18 protein-coding genes and 4 pseudogenes are annotated in these 24,278 nt (G+C 70.0%); 12 read left to right on the top strand and 10 right to left on the bottom strand.

All coding sequences use genetic code 11. From position 1 onward, the window contains the following. Positions 1–382: 382 nt before the first annotated feature. The 3 genes from E0F75_RS00860 (at position 383) to E0F75_RS00850 (ending at position 3,484) form a co-directional block, all read left to right on the top strand. Positions 383–907, top strand: a complete 525-nt coding sequence (locus E0F75_RS00860) for a TetR/AcrR family transcriptional regulator (RefSeq protein WP_206706098.1) — start codon at positions 383–385, stop codon at positions 905–907. Positions 908–979: 72 nt separating this feature from the next. After that, on the top strand, positions 980–2,668 hold the full coding sequence (locus E0F75_RS00855; protein WP_187620472.1) for an alpha/beta fold hydrolase: 1,689 nt from the start codon (positions 980–982) through the stop codon (positions 2,666–2,668). 198 nt (positions 2,669–2,866) lie between these two features. After that, positions 2,867–3,484, top strand: a complete 618-nt coding sequence (locus E0F75_RS00850; RefSeq protein ID WP_229312408.1) for a cellulase N-terminal Ig-like domain-containing protein — start codon at positions 2,867–2,869, stop codon at positions 3,482–3,484. On the opposite strand, the gene E0F75_RS40290 is transcribed toward E0F75_RS00850, so the two are convergent. Further along, positions 3,384–6,176, bottom strand: coding sequence for a bifunctional serine/threonine protein kinase/MFS transporter (locus E0F75_RS40290; protein WP_187620471.1), 2,793 nt, complete (start codon positions 6,174–6,176; stop codon positions 3,384–3,386). The genes E0F75_RS00850 and E0F75_RS40290 overlap by 101 nt on opposite strands. Positions 6,177–6,186: 10 nt before the next feature. Then, complete coding sequence (locus E0F75_RS00835) at positions 6,187–6,468, bottom strand: hypothetical protein (protein ID WP_187620470.1); 282 nt, start codon at positions 6,466–6,468, stop codon at positions 6,187–6,189. 54 nt (positions 6,469–6,522) lie between these two features. Here E0F75_RS00835 and E0F75_RS00830 point away from each other — a divergent pair, with 54 nt between their 5' ends. Further along, the gene (locus E0F75_RS00830) at positions 6,523–7,035 is read left to right on the top strand and encodes a nuclear transport factor 2 family protein (RefSeq protein WP_229312407.1); all 513 of its coding nucleotides are present in this window, start codon (positions 6,523–6,525) and stop codon (positions 7,033–7,035) included. Between the two features lie 213 nt (positions 7,036–7,248). Here E0F75_RS00830 and E0F75_RS00825 read toward each other — a convergent pair whose 3' ends face one another. Continuing rightward, positions 7,249–8,232, bottom strand: coding sequence for an SDR family NAD(P)-dependent oxidoreductase (locus tag E0F75_RS00825; protein WP_187620469.1), 984 nt, complete (start codon positions 8,230–8,232; stop codon positions 7,249–7,251). Positions 8,233–8,694: 462 nt separating this feature from the next. Next, entirely contained in the window at positions 8,695–9,090 is a 396-nt protein-coding gene (locus E0F75_RS00820) for a helix-turn-helix domain-containing protein (protein ID WP_187620468.1), read from the bottom strand. Positions 9,091–9,158: 68 nt separating this feature from the next. Between E0F75_RS00820 and E0F75_RS00815 the strand changes: the two genes are divergently transcribed. After that, positions 9,159–9,854: a nitroreductase family protein gene (locus E0F75_RS00815; RefSeq protein WP_187620467.1), complete on the top strand. Its 696-nt coding sequence runs from the start codon at positions 9,159–9,161 to the stop codon at positions 9,852–9,854. Between the two features lie 621 nt (positions 9,855–10,475). On the opposite strand, the gene E0F75_RS00810 is transcribed toward E0F75_RS00815, so the two are convergent. After that, positions 10,476–12,530 carry a WD40 repeat domain-containing serine/threonine protein kinase gene (locus tag E0F75_RS00810; protein WP_187620466.1) on the bottom strand — a complete coding sequence of 685 codons (2,055 nt, stop codon included), beginning with the start codon at positions 12,528–12,530 and terminating at the stop codon, positions 10,476–10,478. A gap of 102 nt (positions 12,531–12,632) precedes the next feature. Beyond that, positions 12,633–14,105, bottom strand: coding sequence for a carotenoid oxygenase family protein (locus tag E0F75_RS00805; protein ID WP_187620465.1), 1,473 nt, complete (start codon positions 14,103–14,105; stop codon positions 12,633–12,635). Positions 14,106–15,198: 1,093 nt separating this feature from the next. Here E0F75_RS00805 and E0F75_RS00800 point away from each other — a divergent pair. Together E0F75_RS00800 and E0F75_RS00795 are read left to right on the top strand one after the other, a co-directional pair. Then, positions 15,199–15,960: a DUF4239 domain-containing protein gene (locus E0F75_RS00800; protein WP_187620464.1), complete on the top strand. Its 762-nt coding sequence runs from the start codon at positions 15,199–15,201 to the stop codon at positions 15,958–15,960. A gap of 318 nt (positions 15,961–16,278) precedes the next feature. Next, a pseudogene (locus E0F75_RS00795) lies at positions 16,279–16,637 on the top strand (IS5/IS1182 family transposase); the annotation flags it as partial. Positions 16,638–16,674: 37 nt separating this feature from the next. On the opposite strand, the gene E0F75_RS00790 reads toward E0F75_RS00795, so the two are convergent. Continuing rightward, positions 16,675–17,415, bottom strand: coding sequence for a class I SAM-dependent methyltransferase (locus E0F75_RS00790; RefSeq protein ID WP_187620463.1), 741 nt, complete (start codon positions 17,413–17,415; stop codon positions 16,675–16,677). 184 nt (positions 17,416–17,599) lie between these two features. Between E0F75_RS00790 and E0F75_RS00785 the strand changes: the two genes are divergently transcribed. Then, positions 17,600–17,956 (top strand): hypothetical protein, encoded by a 357-nt coding sequence (locus tag E0F75_RS00785; protein ID WP_187620462.1) that lies wholly within the window; start codon positions 17,600–17,602, stop codon positions 17,954–17,956. 14 nt (positions 17,957–17,970) lie between these two features. On the opposite strand, the pseudogene E0F75_RS00780 reads toward E0F75_RS00785, so the two are convergent. From E0F75_RS00780 to E0F75_RS00770, 3 genes and pseudogenes are all read right to left on the bottom strand, one after another. After that, positions 17,971–18,628: pseudogene (locus tag E0F75_RS00780) on the bottom strand (IS5 family transposase); the annotation flags it as partial. Then, entirely contained in the window at positions 18,510–19,067 is a 558-nt protein-coding gene (locus E0F75_RS00775) for a transposase (RefSeq protein ID WP_187620980.1), read from the bottom strand. The gene E0F75_RS00775 and the pseudogene E0F75_RS00780, both read right to left, overlap by 119 nt. A 533-nt stretch (positions 19,068–19,600) precedes the next feature. Further along, positions 19,601–20,401, bottom strand: a complete 801-nt coding sequence (locus tag E0F75_RS00770) for a maleylpyruvate isomerase family mycothiol-dependent enzyme (protein ID WP_187620461.1) — start codon at positions 20,399–20,401, stop codon at positions 19,601–19,603. A gap of 453 nt (positions 20,402–20,854) precedes the next feature. Between E0F75_RS00770 and E0F75_RS00765 the strand changes: the two genes are divergently transcribed. The 4 genes and pseudogenes from E0F75_RS00765 (at position 20,855) to E0F75_RS00750 (ending at position 24,176) form a co-directional block, all read left to right on the top strand. Next, a complete protein-coding gene (locus E0F75_RS00765; RefSeq protein ID WP_187620460.1) occupies positions 20,855–21,757 on the top strand; it encodes a DUF3626 domain-containing protein in 903 nt (300 codons plus the stop codon). Further along, complete coding sequence (locus E0F75_RS40640; RefSeq protein ID WP_374115353.1) at positions 21,744–22,097, top strand: transposase; 354 nt, start codon at positions 21,744–21,746, stop codon at positions 22,095–22,097. The genes E0F75_RS00765 and E0F75_RS40640 overlap by 14 nt, the downstream gene beginning before the upstream one ends. Then, positions 21,983–22,544 (top strand): annotated as a pseudogene (locus tag E0F75_RS00760) (IS5 family transposase). The gene E0F75_RS40640 and the pseudogene E0F75_RS00760 overlap by 115 nt, the downstream one beginning before the upstream one ends. A 207-nt stretch (positions 22,545–22,751) precedes the next feature. Continuing rightward, positions 22,752–24,176, top strand: a pseudogene (locus tag E0F75_RS00750) (NF041680 family putative transposase). The last annotated feature ends 102 nt before the right edge of the window (positions 24,177–24,278 follow it).

The raw sequence follows: 24,278 nt of genomic DNA, 5'->3' as shown, positions 1-24,278 counted from the left end.
GTTGGTGTCCGCCGTGAGCCGGCGCTCTCCGTCAATGGTATGCCCGCAGCGTTTGCTCCAGCGAGCCGGATGGAGCCCGATGGGGCTCTTGCATGGTTTGGACGAGGGCGATCCTGAGCTGTTCTCTCTCTGCCACACGCCGCCGGTACGGGAGTGATGCTCTCGGTGAGGAGATCGGTCGCAGTAGCGGGTGGCCGGATGAGCGGGACCTCGCGTCCGCCTTCTCGCGACCAGGAACCGGCTGAACCGGGACGCGCACCACGGACGCCGTGGCTGGTATGCCGCCGCGTCAACGCGGGTCGGGGGAACGAGGCTTGATAGAATATGTAGATCGGTCTACAGTTCCCTCATGGGGTTGAAGGGTGCTGAGACGCGGGTTCGCATGCTGGACGCGACGCAGGAGTTGATCGAGGCCGGGGGTTACCACGGTGCCGGACTCAATCAGGTGATCGCGGCCAGTGGCGCCCCCCGCGGCTCGCTGTACTTCCATTTTCCCGGAGGTAAGGACCAGCTCGTCGGGGAGTCCGTCCGGCGGGCCGGGCGCACGATCGGCGATGCCCTGGAGGGAATGGCCGACTCCAGCATGTCGACAGCTGAGTTCGCCGGCGCGGTGCTGCGGCATCTGGGCGACCGGCTTGAGGAGTCCGGGTGGCGCAAGGGGTGCCCCGTGGCCACCGTCGCGTTGGAGATCGCCGCCACCAGCGACGCGCTGCAGGAAGTGTGCTCGGAGGTGTACACCTCGTGGGAGGACGCCCTGCGTGCGCGACTGGCGGGCCGCCCCGACGCCGATGACCTCGCAGTCATGATCCTCGCCCTCGTGGAGGGAGCGCTCCTGCTGGCCCGGACGCACCGCAGCAAGGAGCCGTTGGAAAGGGTCACCCGCCAGATCGGCGTCCTGCTGAGCTGACACGGCCCGCCGGTGACCGGCGGGCTTTTCCTTGTCCCAAGAATATGTAGACCGATCTATTAAGGATGTTCCATGGACGCGATCGTCTTCGGTGCAACCGGCTTCATCGGCCGCTCTCTCGTCGCCGAGCTGCTCACGCGGGGGCAGAAGGTGGCAGCAGCCGTTCGCAACGACACGCTCACCCCCTGGCTGATCTCCCAGGGCGTCGACCTCGGCGGGCTCCACATCGTCGCCGGCGACATCACCCGACCGTTGACGGAGCTGCCCGAGGTCCGAGACGTCTACAACGCCGCCGGTCGATTCGCCTTCGGACTCGGTGAGGCGGAAGCGCGGGCGACCAACGTCACCGGGGCGCTCAACGTGGTGGAATGGGCTGCCCGCCTGCCCGGACTGCGGCGGCTGGTGCACATCAGCGGATACCGGGTCAGCGCCGCCGAAGGCCACCCCGACTACGCCCGGCTCGGCGCCTACGAGGCGTCGAAGATCGAGGGCGACCTCGCGGTGCGCGCCCGGGCGGATGCCTTGGGGGTCCCGCTGACCATCGCCAATCCCAGCACCGTGATCGGCCCGGGCCAGCACATCGGCCTGGCCTCCCTCGTCGAGGACCTGTGGGAGGGACGACTCCCCATGCTGCCCGGTGGCCCCGACACCTTCCTACCGATCACCACGATCGACTACCTCGTACGGTTCCTGGCGGAGATCCCCGCATCGCCGGCGGGCGAGCACTACTGGGTGCTCGACGATGAGACCCCCCTCCTGCCCGAGCTGATCGGCACGATCGCCGACCACATGGGTGTACGAGCACCTCGCCGGTCGATTCCCGTCGGCCTCCTGCGTCGTCTCCCGCGAAGGGTGACCGGCGCAGACCCCGAGACCCTGTCGTTCCTGGCGCCCGACCGCTACCCGACGGCCTCCGCCCATGCCTTCGCCGCGGGCGCCGGCCTGGAGATGCCCCTAGCCGCCGATGCTCTGCGCGCCTGGACCGACGACCTGGTGGCCGCCCGTTTCGGAGCCGTATCGCCCTGGCTGAGCCCGCACGGCTTCCACCGCTCCGTGGCCGGCGGCGCGACCTGGGTCGTCGGAGAGCGGCACCACCCCGAGCACGTCCTGCTGCACGGGCTGCCGATGAACGCCGACCTCTGGGCACCTCTCGCCGCCCACCTCCCGGGCCCCGTTCTCGCCCCCGACCTGCCGGGCCTGGGACGCTCGGCCGCCACGACCCAGCCGGTCGATGACTGGCTGGCCGATCTGCTGAGCCCGTTGCAGACCCGCCCGACCTTGGTTGCCCATTCCCTGGCCTGCGGACCCGCGCTCCGCTTCGCCGTCGACCACCCGGACCGCATCAGCCGCCTCGTCCTCGTCTCACCGTCGTTCCTCCAGGCGCCCGCGCCCCGGACGACGCGCTCGCGGCTGGTCGCGCCGATGCTGCGCCGTATGCCGGCCACTCGGCTGGCGAGGGCCCTCGGCGTCCCCGTGGGGCCGGAAGTGCTGAGCGCGGCGGCGGACTTGCGTCGTCCGGGAGCTGCCCGCAGGGTGGTCGCGGCCGTGCGAGCCGACGTGGCCGAGCGTCATCGGTCACGAGCCCTGCTGGACACCGTGCGCGTCCCGGTCCGGATCGTCGTGGGCTCGGCCGATCCGCTGACCGTGGCTGTCGACTGCCCGGTGGCCGAGATCGAGGGGGCCGGGCACTACCCCCAGCTGACTCACCCTTCCCACGTCGCCCGCTACCTCGACACTCTCTCCGCTTCGACCGGAGGGTGACGACGACTTCGGTGCGAGGGCGCGGAAGGCGCGCCGCAACCGCGACGGCCATCGATGGGCCCTGACTGAGACTCTTTTCCCGCAGGTCTCTTGACGGGAGACCGGCGAAGCCGGCTTCTGGACGGATCGGAGCCCTCCGTCCAGCTGATTCGCTTCGCGGAAGGCCCCACCCTTGGCTCCTGTCATTCTCCGCAGTGTGTGACGTCGCGCTTCCGCCGTGTTCACCGGTCTCGCCCTGGCCGCCGGCACCCTGACGACCACCGCGTTCGCGGCGGACCCCGCCGGTGCAGACAGCGGTGCTGCCCTCGCGGCGCCGCCGACTTCCCCGTCCGGGTCAACCACCTCGGCTACCTGCCGGACGGCCCGAAGCGGGCCACCCTGGTCAGCTCGGCCACCGCTCCGCTCGCCTGGCAGTTACGCGACCTGCCCGTCGCGCAGGTCGCGTCGGATACGACGACGCTGAGAGGCGCCGATCAGACGTCCGGCCAGTCGACGCACCTGGTGGACTTCGGCGCCCGCACCGGCACAGGCTCCGCCTTCACCCTGGTCGTCAGCGGACAGGTCAGCCATCCGTTCGACATCTCCGATGCTCTGTACGACGGCCTGCGCGCCGACAGCCTGTCGTTCTGCTACCAACAGCGCAGCGGTATCGCGATCGAGGCCGGCCTGACGGGCAGCGGCCGCTGTGCTCTCGGTGTCTTGCAGACCCTCGCCGCTACTGTTCGATGCGCCGTGCGATCTGCTCGACCGCGTCGATGCTCAGCGGGAACGTGCTGTGGCCGATCGTCTTCCCGGCCACGACCGCGGTCCCGTTGACCGGTTGGAAGCCGTGCTCCGCCATGAGTCGGCTCGCGATCGGATTGGGTCTCCCGGGGCCCGGGACGTGCCAGAGGGTCACATCCGTGCCGAGCCTGGTCATCGTGACGTTCTCGGACTGGAGCAGACGGCTGATCTCCTGTACCAGCTCCATCCCGTGCCGCGACGTCAAGACGCGCTCGGTGTGGGTGCCGTTCACGAGCAGCAGTCCGTTCGTGTCCTGCGGGGCGGGGGCTGTCCAGGGGCCGGGGGGAGTGACCGTCCCGGCCGAGTCCTTGATCATCAGGGCCCCGATCAGCGCCGCCGTCACCAGGGCCCCGGCCGCCATGTACAGGCTCTCGGGGGAGCCCGCGTGAAGCTGCCCTGCCGCCCCGCCGACCAGCGCGAATCCGAGCTCGGTCCCCGTGTGCTGGCTCACCATGACGAGGCTGCCCCGGCCGCCGGAGTCGTGTGCGGCGATGCCGTCGGTGACGGTCGAGTAGAGCACCGCGCCGGCGATGCCCAGGCCGAGGCCGAGGGAGGTCAAGCCCGCCAGGACGCTGGTGGTGGCCTCCGTGTCCGACTGGACCAGCAACACCCCGACCGCCGCGACCAGGAGGCCCGGCACCAGGAGGGTGCGGGGAGCGACGCGGGGTAGCAGCCGGACGGCGACGGCAAGGGAGCCGACGAGGAAGGAGCCGGTCGTCAGCACGAAGGCCCCCAGCCCCCCGACTCCCGGACCGGCCATGAACAGGAGGTAACGGCCGAGGACCGGCACCACGATCGCAAGGGCCAGCCCGGTCAGGAACAAAGTGAGCGACACGCCGAGACTGTTGCGGTTCCTGTTCGGGTACGGCGCCAGGATCGGGCTCGAAGCCCTCCACTGCCGCCGGACGAAGGCTGCGATCAAGAGGATGCCGCACACCAGAGAGACGGAGGCGAGCGGATCTTCCCATCCCGAGGCCCCGGACTCCGCGAAACCGAAGACAAGGGTGGTGACGCCGCCGGCGCTCAGCAGCGCCCCGGGCGTGTCGAAGCGGGCGGGAGCGCGGAGGACGGACCGGTCGCGGACCGAGGCGGCGGTGCCGACAAGTGCGATGAGCGCCAGCAGGGCGGTGGCGTACAAGCAGACGCGCCAGTCCACGTACTGGAGCAGTGGTCCCATGACCGACAGGCTCAGGACGGAACCGGCGACGCCCACGAGGGCGTAGATCCCGAAAGCCTTCCTTCGCGCTTGCGGCTCGGTGAAATGGACAGCGACCAGGCCGAACGAGGCCGGGGCGATCAGGGCGGCGAACACGCCCTGGAGGACTTGAGCAGTGAGGATGGAGGCGGGCCCACCGGCCGCGGCGCGGACCACGCCGGCCACCACGAAACCGGTCAGGCCGATCAGCAGCGTCGCCTTGCGGCCGATGAGGTCCGAGAGGTGCCCGCCGATGAACAGCAGGGCGCCGAAGGATATGGCGTATCCGGCGTACATCCACCGCAGGAAGGTGTCGCTGAGCCCCACGTCCGAGGCGATGTCGGGCAGCAGGAAGCCGATGACCGACGCGTCGAGCAGCACGGCGAACTGCGCCAGCACGGCCATCGCCAGCGCGGCCCCGGCTCGCGACGGCGGTGCCGCGGGGTCGGGCAGCCCGCCTGCGGGCGGGTCGTAGCCCGGTGCCGGGCCGAGGCCGGCCGGGGCGGTCGGGGAGTACGGGTTCGGGACGGCCGCAGGCGGCGTGGGCGGCGCCAGCGGGTAGGAGGTCGGCACGGGCTGGGCGACCGGGACAGGGCCCTGGACCTGCGCGGCCTGCTGCGCTGCCCGCGCCTGCGGTACGAAGTCGAGCAACTCCGCCGCCTTACGGCCCAGGTCGGCCAGCACCGACCCTGGCAGCCACTCCTCGGTCCGGGCCGTCGCCGTGCGCTCGGCCACCTGCGCCGGGGTGGGCCGTTGGGCCGGGTCCTTATGCAGGCAGGCTCGTACGAGGTCGACGAGTGAGTCCGGTACGCCCGTCAGGTCCGCCTCCTCCTCGGCGATGCGGAAGAGGTGGGCGTTGAGGCCCGTGTCCGTGGCGCCGAAGAGCAGCCGGCCCGTGGCGGCGTACACCAGGACGGCACCCAGACAGAACATGTCACTGGCCGGGGTGAGCTTCTGCCCCCGGACCTGCTCCGGGGACATGAAGCCGGGGGAGCCGATCAGCATGCCGGTGCGGGTGAGCAGGCTGTCCCCGCCGATGCTGTCGAGCGCCCGTGCGATGCCGAAATCGATGACGCGCGGCCCGTCGACCGTGACCAGCACGTTGGAAGGCTTGAGGTCGCGGTGGATCAGGCCCGCCTCGTGGACGGCCTGGAGCGCGAGGGCCAGGCGGTTGGCGAGCGTACAGACCGAGTGTTCGGGGAGCGGGCCGAAATTCCTGCCCACCACGGTGGTCAGGTCTGGGCCGGGGATGTACTGGGTCGCCACCCAGGGCACAGCTGCCTCGGTATCGGCGTCCAGAACGGCGGCGGTCCAGTCCCCGCCCACCCGCCTGGCCGCGGCGACTTCGCGGGCGAACCGCCCGCGGAACTCCGGATGCTGGGCGTGTTCGGCTTGTACGACCTTCACTGCCACCGTGCGGCCGAGATCGGACCGCCCCAGATAGACCAGGCCCATCCCACCCGCACCGAGTCGGGCGATCAGGCGGTACGGACCGATGTGTGTGGGGTCCTGCCCCTTCAGCTGCTCCACGGTCGAGGGGTCAGCCCTTCAGGTTGGGGTTCAGCCGGCGACACAGCGTCATGAAGAGTTCGCCGTGGGGAACTTGGAACAGCTTTGCCGTCTCCGGGGCCGTGGACCTGCGCTGGGAGCCGTTGAACACCGGGGTGCCGGAGCCGAGACCGTGGTCGGTGATCTCCGGCCAGGCGACTGAGTACTTCTTGTCCGAGACGCCGTGCCAGGTGCCTGCAGAGGGGCCAAGGCTCGCGGCGGCGGGCGCGGACGGCTCCTCGGTTCGGATACGCGCGATCTCGGCGTTCGCCACGTGATGATTCCCCCCGGATAGGCGACGAGATCACACCATAGGTCAACTACTCAAGTGCCGCCATGGATAGCAGAGAGGAGTCAGGGGACGAGTGGCGCCACTGCAGCGACTCTTGACCCGCTGGAGCGCCTGCTCGCAGAGCGTGCCGGTGAACGGCTGGTCGTCGAGTTCGCCCACCGGCTCGACCTCGGGAATCCGAGCTCGGTGGCGGGCCTCTTCACGCAGGACGACACCTGGGAATGGCCCGCCGGCGACCACCGCATCGCGGGCCACGATGCCCTGCGCATCTCCTTCGGCGACCGGCCCGCAGACCGACTGTCACGACGTACATGCACCACCATCCTGGTCACCGTGACCTCGGCGGACACCGCCGCCACCACCTACTTCACCACGTACCGTGTCGACGGCCACAGCGAGGGCCTCGTACCGTCGCGGCCCCCGGTTCAAGTGGGGTACTGCGAGGACACGTTGCGCAAGGTGGACGACACCTGGCTGCTCACCACCCGGACTCTCTTCCTCTCCTTCGCCGGTCCCACCGAACGCCTCGACGGGCCCGGCCAGTCATGACAACGGACTGCTCCAGCGCGCCGCCGCCGGAGCGCCACCGGTCACCCGCGTGGCGTCGTCGGCCCCACTGGCGCACCATGCGGTCGGCGCACCCGCAATCCTGGGTTCCGCCTTCCCGAGGTCAGGCCCTCCACGGCCGCGACTACGGCTGCCATGCGGCCGTCGGTGTCGGGGTTCTCCGCGTAGTCCGCGTAGTCCGCCTCGCTCTACCGCTCAGTCGCTGGGCCTGCAGTCCCGCCGGACCCTTGTCGGTGCGGTGAACGCCAGGTCGTTGCCCGTCAGGTCGCAGCTGGCCGCCCATAGACGTGCCGCGGTCGTGGTGTCGGCGAGGTGGTTCCAGAGAGGTTCGATCCTGGGGGTACCGCGCAGCCCGAACAGTCCGGGAGTCCACATCTGGCCACCGTGGACGCTCGGGTCGAGCACGGCGCGAACAGCGGGCCATGCGGCAGCGTCCTTGCCCTGGACGAAAAGACCGAGCGGCAGCTGGCGCAGGCGCTCGCCGGCGGTCCGGGCATGGATCGGCGGGCGCGAAGGCGTGAGGGAGTCGAGCGCGCCCCCGGGATGAACAATCACGCTCAGCGTCGCGCTCCCTGCTGCACGCAGGCGGCGGTCGAGTTCAACGGCGAAGAGCATCTGGGCCAACTTCGACCGCGCATAAGCACGTTTGGGTTGGTAGTCGCGCTGGCTCTGGAGATCGTCGAGGTCCAGGCGTTCGGACTTGGCGGCGAAGCTGCCAGTGGTGACGATCCGGCTCCCCGGGGTCGCCGTGAGCAGGGGGGCCAGGTGATGGGTCAGCGCGAAGTGCCCCAGGTGGTTGGTTGCGAGCATCAGCTCGTGGCCGGCCGCGGTTTCCCGGCGCGGAGGATGGTCGAGCGCCACGCCGGCGTTGTGGACGACGGCGTCGAGGCGATCCAGACCGAGCGCATCCACGGATGCTTCGAGCGACGCGAGATCTGCCAGGTCCAGGGGCATGTGCTTCAGCCTGGCACCCGGGACGCGCGAGCTGATGGAAGTGATCGCCTCGCCGGCCTTCGCCCTGTCGCGGCTGCCGAGAACGACCAAGGCTCCGGTGCCGGCGAGCTGCTCGGCGATGAAGTACCCGATGCCCGCGTTGCCGCCGGTGACCAGGAAGCTCTTCCCCTCGGCGTGAGGCAGCCGGCGGACGTCCCACTGCGGGACCTGGGGAACGGAGGGCATGGCGGGCTCCTGGAGGTTCGGAGTGGTCTGGAGGCGGGCGGGACCGCACATTCACAGCCGGTCAGGCCCAGCTCCCACGGTCTCTCACGCCACCCACATTCCGCCGACAGGTCGCTGTCCCCACCGACAGTCGTCCGACACGGCGCGGGCAGCGGCGCATCGACCTCGGCTTACGGCGGTCCGTCAACCGGCCGGCCGATGAGCTGAAGGAGATCGACCCGGCGGCCTTCGATGTCGGCCGCCGGCCGGATCGTGAGCCAGGTCCCGTGACCATGCTCGGGCTACGGCCGCGGACCGAGCTACCGGCCTGGAAGGAAGCCCGGAACCCTCCCCGCGAGCCCGCCGCCGATGACGGTCGCAGGCTTCCCCGGTACAGCCGGCCTGGAGCCGGTCAGCGTCTGCTGCCCGTCGAACAGGAGTCGGTCCGTGGGCTTGCGCGCCCGCCGTGTGGGGTGCAGCAGGTCAGGGGGCTTTTCCGGCCTCTGATGCTGACCGGGCTCGGGCTCGCTCGATCTCGTTGATGTGGGTTTCTGTCCACTGGCGGAGGGCGGTGATCGGCTCTCCGAGGCTGTGACCGAGCTCCGTCAGGTCGTATTCGACTCGGGGCGGAATGGTGGGATACACGGTGCGGGTGACGAACCCGTCGGCTTCGAGGCCGCGCAGAGTCTGAGTGAGCATCTTCTGGGACACGCCTTCGATACGCCGGCTCAAGTCGGTGTAGCGCAGGGTGCCTTCGAGGAGGGCGTCCACGACCAGGATGGTCCACTTGCCGGAGATGTGGTCGAGGACCTGGCGTGTCGGGCATTTCGCCGAGTAGACGTCGGCCGGCAGTCCGGACGATTCCACGATGGTCTCCATGCGGGGAGAGTAGCGCACTAAATAGTGCCCTCTTTCCGATGGAGAGTCACTCACCAATAGTGAGTGACATGACGACTCCAACGATGTCTGTCGCGGAAGCGATCCGCACCCGCCGCACCGTCCGCCACTACAGGCCCGACCCGATCCCGGATACCGCGATCGACGCACTTCTCGCTCTGGCCGCTGAGGCTCCTACCAGCTGGAACCTGCAGGACCGGTCGATCGTCGCGGTGTCCGGAGACGAAGGCCGTGCGGGGCTTGCACGGGCCACGGGAGGCCAGCCCCAGCCACAAGAGGCTCCGGTCGTCCTGGTCTTCGTCGCCGAGCCTCAGGCCTGGCGTGACGACCACAGTGACGTCTACGAGCAGGCGCGGTGCGGCGGAGCCTGGAGCGACGAGTTCGTCGCGATGTTCTCCGACGCGTCACGGGCGTTCCAGGAGGATCTCGACCAGCGGGGTCTGCTCCGGGAGTACGCGGTCAAGGACGCCATGATCGCGGCTTCCTTCGTGATGCTTGCCGCCACGGAGATGGGCCTGGCGACTTCGCCCATGAACGGCTGGGACGAGAAGAAGGTGAAGGAGGTCATCGGCATCGGTGACCGTGACGACCTCGCCATCGCCCTGCTGGTGTCGATCGGCTACCCGGCGCACGAGCCCCGCCATCCGGGGCGGCGCGCCCAGGAGCGCACCGTGTTCCGCGAGTCGTACGGGGCTGACAGGGCTGACAGGGCTGACGGGGCCGCGAGTACCGCACGCCAGGAGTAGGCGCCGCTTCACGAAAGCATGGAGCGACGTGGTCTATGACGTTCGCTCATGAGCGGTGCTTCCCGCCGTTGGCCCGGGTGGGCCAACGGCGAGAGGGCGCGTGCACGCGCCCCGCAGCCTGCCGAAGCAGCGCGCATTCGGCCCCCTGCGTGTGTTGCCGTGAGTCTGACGGGCGGGCGGCCGGGGCACCTGCGGGTTTCCGTCCCGGGAGTCGTAGGCTCGCAGCCGGCGATGGCAGGAGGCCGGTATGCGGAAGCGTGCTCTCGACAGGGCCGGTGTGGGGGAACCACGGCTGCGGCGGGCGGTACGGAGGTTCGCGGCGGCCGAGTACGCGGCGGCGCGGGTCCTGCCTTCGCGGTGAGCTTGTCTCCCCGAACGCGCCTATGGCCTCCCGTGGGGAGCCGGGAGGCAGGCGCGGCCATGACTGCCGCGGGCGACGCGGAGCAGGGCCGGCGGCCAGGTCCGCGGGCGAGCGGTGCGGAAGGCCGCTGCCGTTCACCCTGCCACCACGCCGGTCAGGTACGCCAGAGTCGTGCACGACCCGGCCAATGGCATATGCGTCCGAGGCCTCGGTCCCTGTGAGCACACTGCGAAGACGCTGCGGGGCGCTGGTGTCGGGGGTCAATGAGGGGAATGCGTGGGCGTGGGTGTGTGGAGGTACCCGGGCGGGTTGTGAGGCGAGAAGGGCCACAGCCGTACCGAGTTGGCGTCGCCACCTGTGGCCAGCCTCGTCCAGTTGGGGCTGAGGGCGACCGGCACGGAGCCCAGTCCTTCGGCGACCTCGGCCTCGCCGGTGACGGCTCGGGTCGTGGTGGACAACAGGAGCAGCTTGCTGGATCCGTCGGCGTAGGCAATAGCGGCGATGGAGCCTCCGTCCGGGCTGGGCATCACCCAGTCGGCCCTCTCGTTGCCCAACTGCGTGATCCTCGAGTCCGTCCGGTTGTGCAGGCGCAGCCTGTCGCCCCCGCTGATGACGGCGCTTCCGTCGGGTGTGAACGCCAACGACTGCACGCTGCTGTCCGCGACTTGCAGCTCTGCGGGCTTCGAGTCCGACCTCGGCTCCCACAGGCGGAGTCTGCCTTCCTCGTCACCGATGGCGAGGGCCTTTCCGTCGGGGCTGAACGCGAGGGCCGTCACCGCTTCCCAGTCACCGCCCGCCGTGCCGACGAGGGCTCCGGTGGCCGTGTTCCAGAGCAGGACATCGCCGTCGCCGTTGGTCGCGACGGTCTTGCTGTCCGGGCTGAACGTGATCGGGTTCGACACAGGACCACGGCGGTCCAAGGTGCGGGTGAGGGCGCGCGTCGCCACGTCCCACAGGTGCACGCGGGGTATGGGGCCGTTGGTGCCGATGGCCAGGGTCCTGCCGTCCGGGCTGAACCGGACCTCGTACACCTCGATCGGATAGTCGTCCCGGGAAGGGTCCGGTGGTACGTCGAGGGTGGCGGCAAGCGTGCCGCCGGCCACGTCCCAGAGCCGTACGGTGTCGTCCGCGCACCCCCCGGCCAGGAGAGTGCCGGCGGGGTTGAACGCCAGGGACAGCACGGGGTTCTGAGCGCCGGTCAACGCGGTCCACGGCGGGGGTGCCTTGGCCTCGTCGCCGGTGAACTGCCGCATCGCGAGGGCGGTCGCTCCTCCCACCGCGGCCAGCGCGGCCAGTCCGCCCAGCAGGACGCTGCGGCGGCGCGGGCCGGGCGCATCCGTGCGACGCGGAGCGCCTTCGGGCACGTCCGGAACGGCGGCGGCGGTGGGCATGTCGGCGAACCCGCGACTGATACCGGGATCGGGTATGGGATCGGGTGCAGGGCCGAGGTCCACCACCGTGGGAGTGTGCCGCGCGGGGGCTTCGGGCCCACCTGCCGCGCCCAAGAGGGCTCGCAACCTCTGCGCGGCGACTCGGGCGTCGGGGCGCGCCAACGGGTCCTTGTCCAGAAGCTCACCGAGCAGCCGCGCCAGCGGCCCGGCCTGTGCCGGCGCCGGAGCAGGTTGCGTCAGCACGGCCGCGATGACAGCGGTCAGGGTGGGCCCGTCGAAGGGAGGCCGTCCCTCGACTGCCGCGTACAGCGTGGTGCCGAGGGCCCACAGGTCTGCCGGAGCCTCGACGCGGCGGCCCTCCAGCTGCTCCGGAGGCATGAACTGGGGTGTGCCGATGACGGTGTGTGTCGCCGTCAGGTGCTGGGTGGCGTCGAGGAGCCGGGCGATGCCGAAGTCGGCGATGACCGGTCGGTCACCAGCGAGGAGGACGTTGTCGGGCTTGAGATCACGGTGTACCACTCCGGCGGCATGGGCGTGCGCGAGGGCATCCGCGATCCCGATGCCGAGGGACGCGACGCGCTCCCAGCCGAGGCGGCCCTGTGTCCGTATCAGTTCCCCGAGTGAGGGGCCGGAGACGAACTCCATGACGATCCACGGAACGCCACGGTGGTGGACCACGTCGTGCACGGCCACCACACCGGGGTGCCGGAGCCGGGCTGCGGCCCGCGCCTCCCGCTCTGTCCGCGCGATCAGTTCGGACCGCAGACCCGATGCCGCGTCGTCCGGCACCACCACTTCCTTGACCGCCACTTCACGGTCGAGGCGATCATCGTGAGCACGCCAAACTCGGCCCATTCCGCCGCGACCGATCGTGTCGACCAGTCGGTAACGCCCACCCACCAGTTCTCCGGCTGCGCTCGTCATGCCGGTTACCTTAGAGGCACGCCGTCTCGTCTCCGCGGCCAGCCAAGGCTCTGACGGTGGGAACCAGCGGAGGCCGCGCCGGGCAGCAACCCCGGCTGTCCGTCACGTCGCAGCGGACGGCGCACCGTGCTCGGCGGCTCGGCCGCCTTCGGTGGGCAGCCAGCAGCCGTGCAGGCCGAGCGGGACCCGGACGGGGACGCGGGCGCGCGCCACCGGCCCGGAAGCCGGGTCCTCGGCAGGCACGACCAGGAACCAGCTCGACCCGTCGGTGCGGTCTGTGGCGAAGGTGAGCCAGTAGCCCCGCTCTTCGGAGTCGGTACCCGGCTCGGGAGCGAAGACCGGTTCGCCGACCGACAGGTCTCCGGCGTCCCAGACGAGGGCGGCCCCCGTTCGCACGTCGTGGAAGCGCACGGCGTCGTACTCGCCCGGCAGCAGGTCCGTCCGGCCGGTCGAGGCGGCCAGCGCGGTGTGCCGGTGCCGCCGGCCGATGAGACGGTCGTCGATGCGAGGGAATTCCACTCGGGCGTCGTCCAGAAGGGTGCGGGTCATGGTGCCTGCCACGGGGTCGATGCGCGCCCGTGCCAGACCGCCGCTGACCGGGTCCTGCGCCGCCCCCGGTGCGCTGCCGACGGTCAGCCGGCTCCACTGCACGTAGTCCAGGACCACCGGGGCGTCCGCGCCGGGGCCGTCGTCGTAGGCGTTCACGGTGTGCCACAGCCAGAACGCCTCGTCGGCCGCCCAGCGCGGCGGTCCGCCGTCGCGGGGGATCAGGACCACGCGGGTACCCCGCTCGGGCCGCCAGTCCAGGAACGAGCCGCCCGCCATGGCCGCGTCCAGGTCGAAGAAGGCGGGCGCGAGGACCAGGACGGCGTAGCGGCCGGTCAGGGCCATGTCGTGGATCATCATCGGCTCGTCCACGCCGTCGACGGGAGTAGGCCCGCTCGTGACGGTGCCGTCGCGGCCCATGACCGACCAGGTCAGGTACGGCGGCTCCAGGCCGTAGCAGAAGACGACCATCTCGCCCGTGACCGGGTCGGTCTTGGGGTGGGCGGTGATCCCCGCAGGCAGGGCCCCTTCGAAGTCCTCGCGGCCGAGGGTCTCCAGCCCGGCGCCGATCCGGTACGGGCAGTCCGACTCGGCGAGGGCCAGCATCCGGCCCCCGTGCCGTACGACGTTGATGTCGGGCAGTTCCCGGAAGGTCCCCGCCAGCTGCGGTCCGACCTGCTCGGCATCCGGCACGATCATCGACTCCAGGCCTCCCCACAAAGCCCGCCCGGCCCGTTCCTCGGCCTCCAGGGCGGGGGTGCGCACGAAGCGGTTGCGGTAGCGGGCGCGGCCCTCCGAGAGCCACACCCCGTGCAGCATGCCGTCGCCGTCGATGGGGTACAGGTACGAGCCGATCGGCGTGAAGCGGGGATTGGGCCCGTTGCGCAGGTACAAGCCGTCCAGGGCGGCCGGGATCTCGCCCGTCACCTCTAGCTCGGCGGCGTCGACCTCCTCCGTCACCGGCGCGAACAGGCCCGACAGGTGGGGGACGCGGGTGGGGTCGAAACGGGGCGGTGTGTGCGTGTTCACGGAACCTCCCGGAGCGCGGGTGCGGCACCTTCCAACACCTTCAAGTGAAACGCGGCACGGACCCCGGTGCCAGCGGCCCGGGCGGCCCCCGGAGTGCGGAGGCGTGCGGGCCTGAGCACGATCCGGCCAGCGGCGGCGGGGAGCCCGCTGCCGGAGGCGTGGTTCCCTACCCCACCGCCATGCCGACGGGGCCCTTTCCCTCCGCTTGCTGTGGCCGAGGTATGGCCTTGTGGCGATGCATTCACCCCGATGGCAGGCGGCACGTCCGGTCTCCGTGACTGGCCGGGCTCATGATCGTTACCCGCATTGGCAGCTCCGAGGGCAGTGGAACAACCGCCCTCTCGCGCCCTGAACGCGTGTCCGACGTCAGGTCGTCACGGGGAGGAATGACGAGTGGGTGGCTGGATCAGTGTCGGTCTCGGGGCTGCAGCGGCGCTGTGCCCGCTGCCGCACCACGGAGACGTGGCCGTAATCATGGATCACTCTCCCACTCGCGATCACCTGGTGGTGTGTGCCCCGGACGTGTGGGTCGACATGGGCTACGGCGACGGGGTGACGGGAGCCCCGCGCCCCACGTGCGCTCCGACGACCCCGTCGCCCACGGCGCCGCCTCCTCCGTCGCGGCCGTCACCACCGCCTCCGCCCCTGTCGGCCCCCGAGCCGGCGCCGCCAAGGCCGCCCGAGCTCTCGCCACCGGAAGCCGCTCCGGAACCAGCCGCCCCGGCACCCGCGGCACCCGCGGCACCCGCGGCACCCCCGGCACCCGGCCCCGAGTGGGCACCACCAGCGCCCCCGGTGCCGAGCATCACCACCCCCGCTCCGGCGCAAGCGCCCAACGGATTCCGGTGGGAGCCGCGCTCGCACTACACGGGTGGTCCGTCCCGTCCCGCTCCGGCCACGCTCCCGATGACCATGTCCACGGTCGTGATCACCCTGCCGGCTGTTCTGGCCGCGGCCGTCCTGCGGCCCGGGTCCCGTCGCCGCGGCCGCGGCTGACCATCTGCCTCTCGTCCGGCCGCCGGGTCATTGACCGGCCCACCGCGTCCGCCCCCGTACCTCATACACATCGCCCCGCTCGTCCTGGAGTTGTGCAATGCCGGAATGGCTCGTCTACACCCTGGCCTCGGTCCTGGTCTGCGTTCTCGTCGTCACGGCGACCGTTCTGCGGCACCGCCGCGTGGCCGTCGACGAAGACACCTCCGAGACACCGGACGTGCTGGAGTACATGGTCATGATGGTCGGCGTCGTCTACGCCATCGTGCTCGGACTGGCGATCGCCGGTGTGTGGGAGGCCCGTACCGCGGCCGAGGACACCGTCCAGCGCGAGGCTCAGGCCCTGTACGAGATCGATCAGCGCCTGGACGTCTACCCTGCCGCCTTCCGGACACAGATCAAGGAACACATCGACGCCTACGCCCGACACGCGGTCAACGCCGAATGGCCCGCTCTGAAGGACGACCTGCCCGTCGACGGCACCGGCGCCGAACTGCTGGGCCGCATCCGGAGCGACATCGCTCATCGCACCCCGGCGGACGAGCTCCAGGCCCAGGCCTACCAGCCGCTCCTGGACCAGGTGGCGGCGGCGGACGACGCCCGTCACCAGCGCCTGGACACCTCCGGCACCACTCTGCCCGCAGCCCTCTGGTTCGGCCTCCTCGCCGGTGCCCTGGTCACCCTCGGCCTGCTCTACACCCTGCAGATCCGCCGCTCTGCGCGCGAACTGCTGCTGGCCACCACCTTCAGTGCCCTGGTGGTCTTCCTGCTCTTCCTCGTCTGGAGCTTCGACGCGCCCCTCGGCCACTCAGGAACGGACTCCGCCCAGCCCTTGAGTGACCTCCTCACCGCCGCGATCTGACCAGAGATCACGAAGGACCGCGACACCGCACGTCGTGAAGCCGGGCCCCTCAGCAGAGGCCGGCTGGTACGGCACGGTGGCGGGCACCGGTCCGGTCGGGGCCTGGGCCCGGCGAACGACGGACAGGACGACCGAATTTCAACCGCATGCCGATTTCCGCGGCAGCGACCGTGCACTGTTGCCGGAGCCGACGGGCACTACTGTTTCATTTCCGGCTTGAGCCAGAGACTCAGGCGACGGCGTTGATGCGGTGGAACGGGGAGAGCTGCGGGACGTGGCTGAGTCGGCGGACGGCACTGGGACAAGATGTTCGCGGCCGTGCCGGCCGACGCTGATGCCGAGGGCCGTATCGGCTGGTCGATGGTGAGCGTGGACGGCACGTCCTGCCGGAGTCATCAGCATGCGGCGGGAGCGCGCAGGGGACCTCCGCGGGTGCCGGGAAAAGAAGCACGCCCCGGCACACCGCCCGGACGAGGGACTCGAACGCTCCCGAGGCGGCCTGACCTCAAGATCCACCTGGCCGGTGAAGGCGGACGCCGCCCGCTGGCGCTGCTGATCACGCAGGGCCAGCGGGCGGCGCCCCGCAGCTCATCCCGGTCATGGAACGCATCCGTGTCCACCGCCCGGGTGGCGGGCATCCGCGTACCCGGCCCGTCCACCTGGGCGGCGATGAGGCGTAGTCCTCCCGGCGTAACCGCCGCTACCCGCGACGTCTTACGGTTTGTGGGTTACCCAGAGCAGTTCCGCCGGCCAGCGGTGTGCCCAGTCGGGTGGGTCGGTTTCGTTGTAGCCGTTGGGTGTTCCGAGTTCGGGCCGCGGCTCGATGAGGTCGTCGATGATGAGTCCCGCGCCGCGCAGGACCCGGACCCAGTCGCCGTAGGTGAGCTGATAGCTGGTCGCGCCGCCGTCTTCGGCGATGGTGTTCAGCCCGAAGTAGTCCTTCTGCAGCGTCGTGGTCACGCGGCCGGCGGCTTCGTCGTAGCAAGCTTCGAACCATGGGCTGGCGACGTTGAACACCAGGCGCCCGCCCCGGCCCAAGACGCGTGCGGCCTGCGGGACGGCCAGGTGCGGGGGCGCCCAGCTGAGCCCACCGAAGTCGCAGAACACCAGGTCGAAGCTGTCGTCGGCGAAGGGGAGGTATTCGGCGGCGCCTTGCACCAGCGGGTAGCGGGCCGCTCCCATCGCGTCGGCCGCTGCGGCGAGTTGGGCTTCGGACAGGTCGAGCCCGACCACGGTGGCGCCCTCGGCGGCGAGCGCCCTCGACCACTGGCCGGCGCCGCAGCCGAGTTCGAGGACGCGCTTGCCGGTGACGTCACCCAGGGCGTGGAGGTGCGCGTCGGGGATGGAGTACATGCCCCACAGCCGGGGTGTGGCGCCGATTTGCGGGTCGTGCTCATGCTGGTAGGCGCTGCTGATTCGGTTCCAGAGCCGCCGGTTGGCGGGGATGCTGTCCACGTGCCGACTCCAGCACTGCCTGCCTGGGGCGGTCAACACGATTAGGGCACTGGCCGGCCCTCGCCTCGGTCCGGCCCTGGCGCGGCCCATGATCCGCCGGACGAGCCCTAAGGCGTCGTTTCTTTTGAGCTGTCCGTCTGCGAGGACTGGCGGTTCTGGCGCTGGTGACACAAGATCGGGTTCTATGTCCCAGGCTGTGTATGTTCAGAACACGCACCTCCTTCGCACGAGCACGTTCGATCTCTGGAGGCGGCTCAGGAGTCTCCTCGAAGATCAGGGACTCGACCCGGCGGCGACCGTGCTGGTCAATCTCTTCCCGGACGGGGGTGACCACGAGTTCGGCCAGTGCGTAGATAAGGACGACCGTGTCTACTCATTCGATCTTGTCTACGACCGAGAGACTCCGAAGGCGGCGGGCAGGGCTGTCCTTCGCAACTGGACCGACATCACCGACACATGGCAGCAGCGTTCGTTCCCGGACGAGATCGCCAACGCCTTCATCTGGCGTCCACCATCGCGCAAGACCGCACTGTCTGCCTGATCACAGGCAATCTGTCACTTCGTGGCGCTCGAACTCACTGCCTGGAGGCGGCGGTGGGAGATAAGAACCGCGGCTATGCCGACGAAGGCGAGGAAGTGCTCGGCCTTACGTTCGTAGCGGCGGTGCAGCCGTCGGCAACCGGCCAACCAGGACACGGTTCGCTCGACCACCCATGGGTGCCGGCCCAGCCGCTGTGAGGGCTCGATGCCCTTACGCGCGATGCGAGGGCGGATTCCACGCTCGCGGAGCCATCGGCGCAGGTGGTCGTAGCCGTAGCCGTAGCCGTAGCCCTTGTCCGCGTGCAGTTTCGACGGGTGCCGGGCCCGCGGCAGGAGCGGACGGGCGGGATGCCCCGGACGAGCGGCTCCAGGCCCTGGCTGTCGTGCATGTTCGCACCGGAGATACCCAGGGACAGCGGCAGCCCGTTCTGGTCGCAGATCAGGTGGATCTTCGATCCGAGTTTGCCGCGATCAGCCGGATTCAGTCCCGTCAAAGGCCCGCTTTCGCCGCCCGCAGACTGCCCGAGTCGGTCGCACACCGCGACCAGTCCAGCTCACCCCGCGCCCCGAGTTCGTCGAGGATCACGCGATAGAGCCGGGCCCAGATCCGATCCCGGCTCCACTGGGCGAACCGGCGGTAGACCGTGGTCCAGGCCGGCCCGAACGCTGCCGGTGTATCCGCCGTCGGCCCAGACCAGGGCCGGCAGGTGGTGTGCGGCAGTGACCCGGGTGAGTAGCAGGACCTGGGCCGCGGCGCGGTCGCCCACATCCGCTGCGGTGACCATCACCGCGAGCAGCAGGCCAAGGGTGTCCACCACGACGTGCCGCTTGCGCCCGTTGATCAGCTTGCCGCCGTCGAAGCCGCCGCTGTCAGAGCCGACGACCGCGTCCGCATTGACCGACTGCGATTCGATCACGCCCGCGCCCGGCTCCGAGTCCTGCCCGGCCCGCTCGCGGACCAGGCGGCGGAGCCGGTCGTGCAACTCGCGGACAAGATCGTGGTTGCGCCAGCGCCGGAAGAACGCGTAGACCCGGTCCCACGGTGGGAAGTCGGCAGGCATGGCCCGCCACTTCGTGCCGTTGTCGACCAGGTAGCGGATCGCGTCCAGCATCGCGCGGTGGCAATATGCCTCCGGTTGCCCGCCCCGGCCCCGCAGCCAGCCCGGCACCGGCACAGCAGTGGCCGGACCACCGCCCACTCGGCGTCCGACATGTCGGTGGGATACCGACGCTCGCGCGCCCCGTGGTCTCTGGCGTTCCCGAAACTGTGAGCCAGACAGTCACACGCGAGAGTGGCTGAAGTGGACCCCACTCCCGCGTTGCCGTAGAAGTGCGACAACAGGGCCTCCTGGAGCGCACGTTGGATTCGACACCCTTCGAGCTACCAAGAGGCCCTGCTCTCATGCACGGCAGCCGCCGCAGTCACCCGATCGACTGACTTCTCGACGAGATCGGGACGACGGCAGTCGCGTGGCTTCTCGTGATCGCTGGGACGGACAGATTCGCACTGCCATCCAAGTAGACGGTCGGCTTGGTGACGCCCCGAGGCCGCCTCGCGGGTCTGAGCCCGGTGCCGCAACTGACGAACCTGGCGAAGAGTCGTGTCCTACCGGCTCGAGGCGCGGCCAGCCGCCCCCGCTACGTCCTACTTCTCCTCCGGCTCCCAGGCGCGGAGCAGGTCGAGCAGCCCTGCGTCTCCGTCAACGTGCAAGGAGTCGGCCTGGATCCGGTCGTACAGGTAGAGGACCAGCTCACTGGCCGTTCCGTGGACGGAGGCGCCGGCTGCGTCCGAGTCTTCGCCGGTCGCGGCGGTGGGAGCGGGGATGCGGGTGATGCGTGCGCCGTCGCCGTCGACGGTGAGGCGCCAGGAGCGGCCCTCGGCGGCGTGGAAGTCGAAGGCCGTGGGCTTGTGCGGCCAGGCACTCGGCGTTGCGCAGACGGTGAACAGGAACTCCTCCACACCGTCGAGTGCCAGCTCGATCGGCAGCGGCTGCTGGGAGCCCCCGGCGAGCTGGGCGTCGTAGGTGTGCACCGCGGTCTCCTGGACCCGGTGCCGGGCGGTGCCGCCGGCGGTCTGCGGTGACTGCGACGCGGGCCACCACGTCCAGCAACCGCTCTCCGGTCCCGCGGCGCGCAGGGCGCCCAGCAGAAGCTGCGTCGACGCGTCCAGCCAGGCCAGCAGGGCCTCACGCTCCTGCGGCACTTCCAGCGCGGCGCGCGCGGCGACGGCCTCGGCCGGGGGAGCGTCGGCAGACCCCGCGCCGACGATGGCGGCCCAGAAACGGTCTCCCCCACCCAGGTGCTTCACCAGATCGAACAGCGTCCACCCGGGGCAGGTCGGCACCTGCGCGTCGAGATCGGGCGCGGCGGCGACCACGGCGCGGAAGGCGGTCGACCGTTCATCGATCAGTCGCAACAGGTCAGGGAACTCAAGATTCTTTTCCACGCCAGGTGTCTATCACCGTGCTCCGAGATCGGACAGCGATTTTCACAGTCGCCGCCGGTTGGCCATTGCAGACGTCCTCGCCTCCCACCGCTCGGGTGACAAGCTGCGCACTGCTGCGAGGACGCTGGTGGTGGCGGTACGCCAGGCGTCGTGCCTGTGGGTGCTCTGGCCGCGCCGTGCGGCCGGGCACCTCGGTGCCGTGACATCCACCCGGTGCGCGCGGCCATGCTGCCGTCGATGTGATGGACGCGGAGGTCACGATGGCGGGGGAGGACCGGTCGGGTCGGCAGTTCAGGTGACTCCCGTTCGACCAGCACTCCTCAAGTTCGGAACAACAACAGCCACTTAGAGATCGTCTCGATTGGTGATCAATCAACGCTCCGTCACGCTGGAACGGGCTGTCGGTGGGCAATCCGCGTGCACCGGTTGATCAGGGTGGGGAACACTGTGCTGATGAGCTCTGCAGCCTCCCAGACAGCGCAGGAACGGGCCCTTCGGCATGTCGCGGAACTGGCGTCGGGCCCTCCGATGGAACCGGCATTGCGGGTGACCCTCAACTTCCACCCGGACCGTCTGCTGCACGGCAAGCCGATCCTGGACGCTATGGCCGAGGGCGGCGTCTACCACTCGCAGTTCGTCACGGGGACCAGCAATGGCGGCCTGACCGCGCATCCAGGCGGCGACCGGTGGCGCTGGGAGAGCCGGATCTTCGATGGGGCGTACGACGAAGCGTCCGCTCATGAGCGGCCCGTCTACGGGGCGTTGAACTTCCGCCGCAAGCCGGTCGGCGGGGCGCCGCGGTTCGGCTCGGCTCACTTCCGGCTGACCGCCCAGACGCTGACGCGGAGCACGTTCTGCTACCCGGACAGTTTCCTCGAACCATCGGATTTCGGTGTCGCGGCCCGCATGGGGCTTATCGAGCTTGCCCTCGCCGATCGTAAGGACGAGCTTGACGACTACGTAGAGGCGCAGGTGCACGGCCCGGTCCAGCTGCAAGGTGATGTGGAGGCGCTGGTGCTGGACCCCTGTTACCGAAGTACGGCGGTCGAGGACGCGGCCCTGCGTCTTGGCTGCCCGGTGGAGTGGCACCCCGGCTTCCGACTTGGGGTTGAAGAACTCCGACGTCACCCCGATTACCGCGGCCAGGGATACGTCGACTTGGGCACGCAGATCGCGATCGACGGCATGCTGGATCCTTGGATCCTCGGAAACTCCGCACTCGCCGGCCTCTATGACCCCCAGGCGGTCAAAAAGGTGTGGCACTACCTGGCGCGATTCGGGGCCCTCTGGAAGGCCGCGGACAGGTCGGTGGCTCCGGCACCGATGGAGGGGGCTGTACTTGATGGCCTTCGTTGAGGGGTTGGTGCCGGAGGGGCTGTGGGAGTTGTTCCGGTCTGTGAGACCGCAGATCCCCACGAGGCCGCAAGGCGGAGGCCGTCGGCGGGTCGACGATCGTGCTGTGCTCGCCGCGATCATCTTTGTCGCCACGTCAGGGTGCACCTGGCGGCAGCTGCCGCCAGTTTTCGGGGCCTCATGGCAGACGGTCCATCGGCGTTTCTCCGAGTGGACCGCAGCGCGGGTGTGGGCGAAGCTCCATCGTCTGGTGTTGGACGAGCTCGGCGCCCGCGGGGAGCTGGACTGGTCGAGGTGCGCGATCGACTCCGTGAACATGCGAGCCCTCAAAGGGGGGAGCTGACAGGCCCGAATCCTGTCGATCGCGGCAAGAAAGGCTCAAAGATCCACTTGATTACAGAACGGACGGGTCTGCCCATCTCCATCGGCATCTCCGCCGCCAACACCCACGACAGCCAGGGTCTCGAACCTCTTGTCCGAGGCATACCGCCCATCCGCTCTCGCCGTGGGCCGCGCCGCCGCCGTCCGGCCAAACTCCACGGTGACAAGGGCTATGACTACGACCACCTGCGTAAGGCTCCGCTCTCGGAACATCACGCCGCGCATCGCGCGCAGGGGCATCGAATCTTCCCAGCGTCTCGGCCGTCACCGCTGGACCGTGGAGCGGACGGTGGCCTGGCTAAACGGGTGTCGTCGTCTGCACCGCCGCTACGAACGCAAGGCCGAACACTTCCTCGCCTTCGCCGGCATCGCCGCCACCCTCATCTGCTACCGAAGATTGACCAACTGAGACGACCTCTTAGCTTGTCGTCTATGGTCCGGCGTCGAACGACGGTCGAACTTGTTCGGTGTTTTCCCAGTTCACCAGCTGTGTGAGGGGCCGCGGGCCGATCCTGTGCTGAGCGACAGCGCAGTACGGAGGCCGGGATCGTGGGGCCGGTCGGGCACGAGGTTGAACGAGACGCGTTGACGGTGGTGGCGGGAGTTCCGCTCGGAGTTGTACGCGTGCCTGACCGCGCGGGGCGACGCCCTGTTCGAGTTGTGCGACGCGCTGCTGTGCACCGACGGTCCGGTCCGCACCCTCGTGGACCTGGCGCTCGCTCCCGAGCATCGGCGTGGGCACGGGGCGTTGTACTCGGGGATCAACCACGGTCGGATGGATGTCGCCCGGCTGCGGCGGGCACTGTCGAGTGTCCCTCTTCCCCGAGCCGGGGAGGGACGGCTGGTGCTGGTGCTGGTGCTGGTGCTGGCGGTGGACGTCTCGCCGTGGCTGCGGCCGGACGCCGACACCTCCTGTGACCGGTCCTTCTGTCATACCTTCGGCCGGGGCCTGGGCAAGCACCCGATGGTGCCCGGCCGGCCGTACTCGATCGTCGCGGCGCTGGAGAGGTCGGACCTCGTGGACCGCGTTGCTGGACGCGATCCGGCTGGAGCCCGGCGCCGACTTGGCCGCGGTCACCGCCAGCCAGGTCCGCGATGTCGTCGAACGCCTCGTGGAAGCCCGCCAGTGGCAGGCAGGGGCCCCGAACATCTTGGTCGTCCTCGATGTCGGCTACGACGCGCCCCGCATCGCCCACCTCCTGAGCGATCTTCCCGTCGAGGTGCTGGGCCGGCTCCGTTCGGACCGGGTCATGCGCAAGTCCGTCCCCGTGCCATGGATCTGCCCGCCGCAAGGCGGCCACCCGCCCAAGCACGGAGGCGAGTTCGTCTTCGGCGACCCTGCCACATGGGGCGAGGCCACCGCGGTCACCGTCACCAACACCAACCGATACGGGACCGCGACCGCCCAAGCCTGGGACCGGCTCCACCCGCGGCTCACCCGCAGGGCAGCGTGGCTCGACCACGAGGGCCCGTTGCCGATCATCGAGGGCACCGTGGTCCGCCTGACGGTCGCGAAACTGCCCAGCGGCGGGGTGAACAAGCCCGTCTGGCTGTGCTGGTTGGGCACCGGCGCCAGCCCCGACGACGTCGACCGGTGCTGGCAGGCGTTCCTCCGGCGCTTCGACGTGGAACACACCTTCCGACTGCCCAAGCAGACGCTCGGCTGGACCCGCCCGAAACTGCGAGACTCGCAGGCCGCCGATCGCTGGACCTGGCTCGTCCTGGCCGCGCACGCTCAGCTTCGCCTCGCCCGCCCGCCCGCCCGCTCGCGCGCGTCCTCCGACGACCGTGGGAGCGGCCGGCGGAACCGAACAGACTCACCCCGGCCCGGGTTCGGCGGGGGTTCAGGAACCTGCGGGCGAAGACCGGCACGCCAGCCGGTGCACCGAAACCCACCCGCCCCGGCCCCGGCCGACCGCTCGGCTCGAAGAACCAGCGGCCCGCCACCCGCTACGAAGTCGGACGCGTCCTAGCCACCGGCGAGGCATACACCCGCCCAGCACACCACAAGGTCGGCACGAAACCCCGGAGAATCAGCTGAATAGCCAGCTCAGGGTCTCTACTGTCGGCGTACACGTGAACGTGGCTCTGGCAAGATTTTCGTAGCCGGAGATCATCTTGGCTTCGGTGAACTCAGCGAGCG

It is taken from the genome of Streptomyces sp. CB02980 (assembly GCF_014451325.2).
GTDB lineage: Bacteria > Actinomycetota > Actinomycetes > Streptomycetales > Streptomycetaceae > Streptomyces.
This window is presented reverse-complemented; position numbering and strand designations above follow the sequence as displayed.

Excerpts from the sequence above, each read along its gene's own strand:
- E0F75_RS40640 (WP_374115353.1), top strand. The coding sequence starts at position 21,744 with ATGGCCTTCGTTGAGGGGTTGGTGCCGGAGGGGCTGTGGGAGTTGTTC.
- E0F75_RS00765 (WP_187620460.1), top strand. The coding sequence starts at position 20,855 with ATGAGCTCTGCAGCCTCCCAGACAGCGCAGGAACGGGCCCTTCGGCAT.
- E0F75_RS00860 (WP_206706098.1), top strand. The coding sequence starts at position 383 with ATGCTGGACGCGACGCAGGAGTTGATCGAGGCCGGGGGTTACCACGGT.
- E0F75_RS00855 (WP_187620472.1), top strand. The coding sequence starts at position 980 with ATGGACGCGATCGTCTTCGGTGCAACCGGCTTCATCGGCCGCTCTCTC.
- E0F75_RS00785 (WP_187620462.1), top strand. The coding sequence starts at position 17,600 with ATGTCCCAGGCTGTGTATGTTCAGAACACGCACCTCCTTCGCACGAGC.
- E0F75_RS00825 (WP_187620469.1), bottom strand. The coding sequence starts at position 8,232 with ATGCCCTCCGTTCCCCAGGTCCCGCAGTGGGACGTCCGCCGGCTGCCT.
- E0F75_RS00815 (WP_187620467.1), top strand. The coding sequence starts at position 9,159 with ATGACGACTCCAACGATGTCTGTCGCGGAAGCGATCCGCACCCGCCGC.
- E0F75_RS00810 (WP_187620466.1), bottom strand. The coding sequence starts at position 12,530 with ATGACGAGCGCAGCCGGAGAACTGGTGGGTGGGCGTTACCGACTGGTC.
- E0F75_RS00775 (WP_187620980.1), bottom strand. The coding sequence starts at position 19,067 with ATGCTGGACGCGATCCGCTACCTGGTCGACAACGGCACGAAGTGGCGG.
- E0F75_RS00820 (WP_187620468.1), bottom strand. The coding sequence starts at position 9,090 with ATGGAGACCATCGTGGAATCGTCCGGACTGCCGGCCGACGTCTACTCG.
- E0F75_RS00800 (WP_187620464.1), top strand. The coding sequence starts at position 15,199 with ATGCCGGAATGGCTCGTCTACACCCTGGCCTCGGTCCTGGTCTGCGTT.